Origin of the sequence: Bacillus coahuilensis m4-4 (assembly GCF_000171615.1) — a bacterium.
In the GTDB taxonomy this organism is placed as follows: domain Bacteria; phylum Bacillota; class Bacilli; order Bacillales; family Bacillaceae_K; genus Bacillus_T; species Bacillus_T coahuilensis.
Genome location: NZ_ABFU01000028.3, coordinates 250,017 through 256,263, shown reverse-complemented (window position 1 = coordinate 256,263; position 6,247 = coordinate 250,017). Strand labels below are relative to the sequence as shown.

6 protein-coding genes and 3 pseudogenes are annotated in these 6,247 nt (G+C 34.7%); all 9 read right to left on the bottom strand.

The features are described from left to right. Window positions 1–278 (bottom strand): annotated as a pseudogene (rpsB, locus tag M44_RS07620) (30S ribosomal protein S2); the annotation flags it as partial. A 312-nt stretch (window positions 279–590) separates the two neighbouring features. After that, entirely contained in the window at window positions 591–965 is a 375-nt protein-coding gene (locus M44_RS24995; protein ID WP_010172510.1) for a hypothetical protein, read from the bottom strand. A 104-nt stretch (window positions 966–1,069) separates the two neighbouring features. Continuing rightward, on the bottom strand, window positions 1,070–1,282 hold the full coding sequence (locus tag M44_RS21360; RefSeq protein WP_010172509.1) for a hypothetical protein: 213 nt from the start codon (window positions 1,280–1,282) through the stop codon (window positions 1,070–1,072). A gap of 14 nt (window positions 1,283–1,296) precedes the next feature. Beyond that, a complete protein-coding gene (locus tag M44_RS07605; RefSeq protein WP_010172508.1) occupies window positions 1,297–2,070 on the bottom strand; it encodes a FliA/WhiG family RNA polymerase sigma factor in 774 nt (257 codons plus the stop codon). Window positions 2,071–2,247: 177 nt separating this feature from the next. Then, on the bottom strand, window positions 2,248–2,547 hold the full coding sequence (locus M44_RS07600; RefSeq protein WP_010172507.1) for a hypothetical protein: 300 nt from the start codon (window positions 2,545–2,547) through the stop codon (window positions 2,248–2,250). Window positions 2,548–2,560: 13 nt separating this feature from the next. Beyond that, a complete protein-coding gene (locus M44_RS07595) occupies window positions 2,561–3,058 on the bottom strand; it encodes a chemotaxis protein CheD (RefSeq protein ID WP_010172506.1) in 498 nt (165 codons plus the stop codon). Continuing rightward, window positions 3,058–3,694, bottom strand: a pseudogene (locus tag M44_RS21355) (chemotaxis protein CheC). The gene M44_RS07595 and the pseudogene M44_RS21355 overlap by 1 nt, the downstream one beginning before the upstream one ends. Window positions 3,695–3,700: 6 nt before the next feature. Beyond that, complete coding sequence (locus tag M44_RS07585; protein WP_010172504.1) at window positions 3,701–4,147, bottom strand: chemotaxis protein CheW; 447 nt, start codon at window positions 4,145–4,147, stop codon at window positions 3,701–3,703. 57 nt (window positions 4,148–4,204) lie between these two features. Continuing rightward, a pseudogene (locus M44_RS21350) lies at window positions 4,205–6,239 on the bottom strand (chemotaxis protein CheW). Between the last annotated feature and the right edge of the window lie 8 nt (window positions 6,240–6,247).

The following is a 6,247-nucleotide window of genomic DNA, read 5'->3' as shown; positions in this document are numbered from 1 at the left end:
TTTGATGAAGTACATTCCAGAACGTTCTGCTTCTTCTTTAACAGATTCTTGCGCTTGTTTTTTGTTCCAACGAAAAGAATTTTTCCATCGTTAGCTGCGATTTCTCTCATCACTTTGTATGCTTCTTCAACCTTTTTAACGGTTTTTTGAAGATCGATGATGTAAATACCGTTACGCTCAGTGAAGATGTATTTCTTCATTTTTGGGTTCCAACGGCGAGTTTGGTGTCCGAAATGTACACCAGCTTCAAGTAATTGTTTCATAGAAATTACTGACATGTGTGTTTCCTCCTGTTAATGGTTTTATTTATCCTCCGTATAGTTCATTTTCTAGTAGAACTATTAAACATAGCACCACCCACCAGAATCCCTATACGTGTGTAGTTACACCATGAGATAATATAGCATAATCCACAAGTTAAAGCAAGTATTAGTTCTGCTTTTGTCGGAATTTAAGTAATAGTTCTATCTCGGTCGTTCCTTTATTCAATACTTGAGCAATTCTTTCAGGAGGTAGGCCCTTTGCATGTAAGAATAATACTTGTCGAATAAATGGGTCTTCTATATGATCTTTCTTTAGTGGATCTGATTCTACATTCGTTTGTTCATCGGCTGTTTGCTGGTAAGCTTTTTTGCTTTTGATAATGGTACAGAACTTACAGGAGCAACCTCAGGTGCGAAGTGCGATTTTTCTAATGCTACAGTATGATTAGCTTCAGAATTAGTGTCCATATAAGGAGCTTGTTGTTGATACATTGTATGATCACTTTTTAACTTTACAATTAATCGTTCATTCTCCGATTTTATTTCTTCTAAATAGGATGAAATAACGTCTTCCATTTCCTTTAATACCTTTTGTTGTTTTTGTTCCATTTCTATTAATCTGTTTTGTCTTAAGTATAATAAAATAATAAAGAAATACGACAGTACCAGTAGAATGGAACCGAATATTATAGCTGTAATCACTCTATTCACCTAACCTTGAAAATCAATTTTTATTCCTTTGTAAGGATGGTCTAGTAGTTGACCATCCTCTTGAATTGATTTTCCATCGTTTACTCCTTCGCTTGTTAACGCGTTGTGTTCTTTTTTGTTATTGTGTAGTTTGTTTGATTGTTGTTTGGTAGTAACCGTTTTTCTATTTTTTTGTAAGTTTTTTTTCTATTTTCGGCTTGAAGGTTCCCTTGCATAATAGCAGACGCTTGCTGAGTTTGTTCCATTATCTTTCCTGCATCGACACTTTTAGGTAAGGCTACTTGTAACTCTATTAGTTTAAGGCTCATAGAACATGACACCCCTATCCATCATTTGCTGCTTGTGTAGAAATAAATTTTCTCAATTTAAATAATGCTTTCGAGTGTATTTGAGAGATTCTTGACGTGGATAATTGTAGAACTTCTCCAATTTCTGTTAACGTTAGTTCCTCTTGATAAAATAAACTAAGTACGAGTTGTTCTTTTTCGTTTAACCCTCGTATGTGTTGTTCTAGGTCTCTAATCTGCTCTGACTTAACAAGTTCCTCTTCTGGGGATCTTGATTTTTCATCCTGCATTTGAAATTTCGGTGAATCTTTTTCTTCCTCACGTGTCATTTCATCCATTGAAAGAACATTAGCAAAAAAATGCTCGTTCATTATCTGGATCACTTCATCTGCTGACATATCTAACTCTTTGGCTACATCTTCAGGTACTATTTTCCTCATTAGCGTTTGTTCTAATCGGCTAATGGTCTTTTCAATCTTTTTTGCTTTATCACGAGTGTTTCTAGGAAGCCAGTCTTCTTTGCGTAATCCATCAATGATAGAACCTCTAATCCTAAAAGAGGCATAAGTATCAAATTTTAAGTCGCGCTCAATGTCAAACTTTTGTAATGCATCTAATAGCCCCATCATACCTAAGCTTTTTAAATCATCTTTTGATATGTTTTTTGGTAAAGTAGATGAAATACGCTGTACATGGAAGCTAACAAGATGCATATATTTTTTAACTAGCAGATCTCCTGCCTCTTCATTTCTATTTTCAATCCAACTTTTCCATAAAACGAGTTCATCTTGTGTCGTTGAAACATGCACTATGTRTTCCTCCTCTAGAGGTTGCTTGATCTTAGTATGTGAAAAAAATGCTTGGAAACATGCAAGTAAAGTATACCAAGTATTTCTTATATAGAAAAGGAATACATAATAGGTTATTTAACCTATTATGTTATACATATAGTCAAAAAATCATCCCACTATTAAAAAAGGGACAATTTATGTCCCTTTTTCGTTCATTAACTGCTGAATAACATGTGCGATTTCTTCGCTATCTGGCTTCATTGTCTCCATGATGGGTTCCTCAGATGTCTGATGCAAATTAGGTTGTTCAACAATTTCTTCTACCTGTACTGGCTGTAGTATTAATTCGAGGGAAAAACGAATCACATACATAAATATAAAAAAGATTAACCCCCAAATAATGGAGAATAATAAGACCGTTTGTGGTTCACCTGTTAGAAAAGATAGAAAAAAAGATAAACGAAAAATCCAAATAGAAAAGACCATAGGTTCCAAGTAATTGTGCCTTTCATATCGAGGTCATTCCTTGATTAACTGTTCGAATATGCAAAAGAGTTGTATCAGGATCAAATTCTATTGTTCTTCCTTTATTACCACCAACATCTTCACTAATTATAGGTATATTTAAACTGGATAATTCTTCTTTTACAGCTTCGACATTTCTTGGTCCAATTCTCATAACATCTGATTGTGGTGAAAATGAAAACATTTGAGCCCCACCCGCAATTTTGGCTTTCAATCGATAACTACTACAACCACTTTGAATTAAAAGATTCTTAAGTTTCTTCAAAGCTGTATCAGCAAATTTCGCTTCATTTAAGGTTGCACTATTATTAATAGAAGATTCAGGAAGCATAACATGTGCTAAACCGGCAATTTTACTTATTTCATCATAAATGACGACTCCTACACATGAACCAAGGCCCGATGTACGAATAGAGTAAGGATATTTGGCAATATTTAAATCGGCAATTCCTACTTTGACGATTTCTTTAGCTAAAAGCATTAAGAGCTAACTCCTAAAGAGGAGAATATGGTTTCAAATGAATTCGGATCAGGTAGTAGGAAGAAATGACCTTGAATTCTTGTGTTCGTCTCCCCGTCCACTTCTTCTAATGCTGTATCTATTACGATTACTCTGTCACTATAAGTAGATATTTCAATCAATCCATATGATAGAAGTGCACCAATCATATCAATACTGAGTGAAGGAACTGAAGGATATATGTGTAATTTGGTAAAATCAGATAAAGCAGACAGATACGATCCAGATAAAATATTTCCTAATTCATGCATGGCAGATAATCCTATTTCAGAATAGGGTGGATTAGAAAATTCAAACGTCTCGTCATTTGTTAAAATTTGAATGAATCTTGAAGCTTCTTCTAATGGCAATACAAAAAACATGCTTCCTGGTGCTTCACCCTCAACCCTTAAAAACACGCTTACAGCAATATTTTCAGCTCCGCCTGCCAATTCCATCATCTCATCGAATGAAACCATTCTTACATCTGGGATATTCATATCTTACTTTTTTTCTTAATAAAGTAGAAAGGGCTGTAGCAGCATTCCCAGCCCCAATATTTCCAATTTCTTTAAGAATATCTAAGTGTAGGTTTGTAATTGTAAGATTATTTATCATACGGCATCAACCTTGATTTAACGGAGTAAGAATTCTGTCTAATTGAAGTAATAACAACAATCGTCTATCAATCTTTGCGACACCACTAATGAATTCTGCTTTTACCGTTCCAACTACTTCAGGTTGCGGCTCAATCTCATCTGACTGTAAGTCAATCACATCATTTGCTGCATCAACAATTAAGCCTACTTCTTTATCTGTTAGTGAAATGATAATGATTCGAGTATTTTCATCATAAGGAGTAACCTCAAGTTCGAACCGGTCTCTCAAATCAATAATAGGAGTCACTAATCCTCTTAAATTGACTACTCCTTTAACAAAACTCTCCGTTCTTGGTACTCTTGTAAATGGCATTAACTTTTCAATGGAGCGTACCTGTTCTACTGGTACTGCATATTCTTTATCAGCTAGTTGAAATACTATTACTTTTACGTTCGAAATAGCTACTGACATGTTCAACACCTCATTTGTGATTCAATTTTTGTCAAGAATAGTAAGGTCGAAGGATACTTACTTGATTAGAGCATTACAATCTAGGATCAATGCAACTTGTCCATCTCCAAGAATGGTTGCTCCAGAGATAGCAAAGATATCATTCAAATAATTACCTAGCGATTTTAATACAACTTCTTGCTGACCAATAAACGAATCAACAACCAAACCAGCCATCTTATCGCCCTTTCTCACAATAATGATGGACAAGAACTCTTGGTCTACTTTTTCACCAGGTACCTCAAATACTTCTTCTAAGAAAACAAGTGGTACAACTTTTCCTCTAAAATCTATCACCTTTTGATTATGTGCATTTAAAATATCCGATTTTTTAATAATAGCTGTTTCAATGATAGAAGATAATGGTATTGCATACTTTTCCTTTTGTAATTCCACGAGCATCACGGAAATAATGGATAAGGTTAAAGGCAATTGAATGGAGAATGTAGACCCTTCACCTTCTATTGAATCGATTGAAATAGAACCACCTAAAGACTCAATCGTAGTTTTTACAACATCCATCCCAACACCACGACCAGATATATCTGAAATGTTATCTGCGGTTGAGAATCCAGAACTCATAATCAATTCAAACACCTGCTGGTCTGAAAGAGAAGCTCCTTCTTCCTTTGAGATGATTCCTTTGCTTATAGCTTTTTGAAGAACTCTATCACGATTAATTCCTGCCCCGTCATCAGATAATTCGATGAACACATGGTTGCCACTATGATAGGCTTGAAGCCTTTACAGTTCCTTCTTCACTCTTACCATTTGCTAAACGAACTTCTGGTGTTTCCACACCATGATCCAGTGCATTACGAATTAAATGAACAAGAGGATCTCCAATTTCATCGATTACTGTCCGGTCTAGCTCTGTTTCTGCTCCAATGATTTCAAGATTAATTTTCTTATTTAAATCTCTTGCCAGTTGACGTACCATACGTGGAAAACGATTAAATACTGTCTCTACCGGAACCATTCTCATGGTTAATATAATTGTTTGAAGATCTCCAGAAATTCGCGTCATTCTTTCAACAGTTTCATTTAATTCGGAATGATTCAAGTCTTTTGAGATAGATTCTAATCTTCCACGATCAATGACCAATTCTTCAAATAAGTTCATCAACACATCAAGACGTTCAATGTTTACACGAATGGTCTTAGATGCTACTGGTGTTTTTGTTGTTTCAGATTTATTTTCTACTTTTTCTTTTGTAGCTGAGGACTCTTTCTCGTTCGAAGTTGTTGTAGATTCTACTACATGCTTTTCAACTAGTTCTGAATCCTCAATAGATAGGGATTGACTAGTGACATTGATAATGTCCACTTTATCTACTTCTGATACTTTTTTAATCATTCCTTGTAGATCGTTCTTATTCTGTTTCGTAATTAACGTTACAGTAAATTGATGATCAAAATTTTCTTCTTCTAACTGATCTACAGATGGAGTAGATTTGATAACTTCTCCATTTTTCTCAAGTATTTCAAACACCATAAATACACGGGCTGCTTTTAGTAAGCAATCTTCGCGAAGTTGAACCGTTATCTCAAAGCAATCAAATCCTTGGTCCTCTGACTGCTGGATAACCGTTTGTTCAAATTGATCATACGAAGTTTTTGGATGCTCAGAAAGGGAGGATTTATTCTTAGTAGGCATAGAATTTACAATCACTTCGCCTTTTTCTATAGCAGATAATTTGGAGACAACTTCTTCAACATTTCGTTTACCATCTCCCCCTTCTGCAATTGAAATAACCATTGCTTCAAGGTCCTCAGTCGATTGAAATAACACATCTAAAATTTCTGTGGAAACAACAATTTTCTCATTACGTATACCATCTAGAACATTTTCCATATTATGAGTAAGATTTGCTAAATCTTCATACCCCATAGTTGCAGACATCCCTTTAAGAGTATGAGCAGAACGGAATATCTCATTTACAATTAAAAGATCTTGTGGGTTCTTTTCTAATTCTAATAATTTATCATTGCATGTTTGGAGATGCTCTTTACTTTCTTCAATAAATACTTCTAGATATTGATTCATTTCCATGAATATCC

Coding starts and splice junctions, on each gene's coding strand:
- M44_RS21360 (WP_010172509.1), bottom strand. CDS start 1,282: ATGAGCCTTAAACTAATAGAGTTACAAGTAGCCTTACCTAAAAGTGTC.
- M44_RS07595 (WP_010172506.1), bottom strand. CDS start 3,058: ATGCTTTTAGCTAAAGAAATCGTCAAAGTAGGAATTGCCGATTTAAAT.
- M44_RS07585 (WP_010172504.1), bottom strand. CDS start 4,147: ATGTCAGTAGCTATTTCGAACGTAAAAGTAATAGTATTTCAACTAGCT.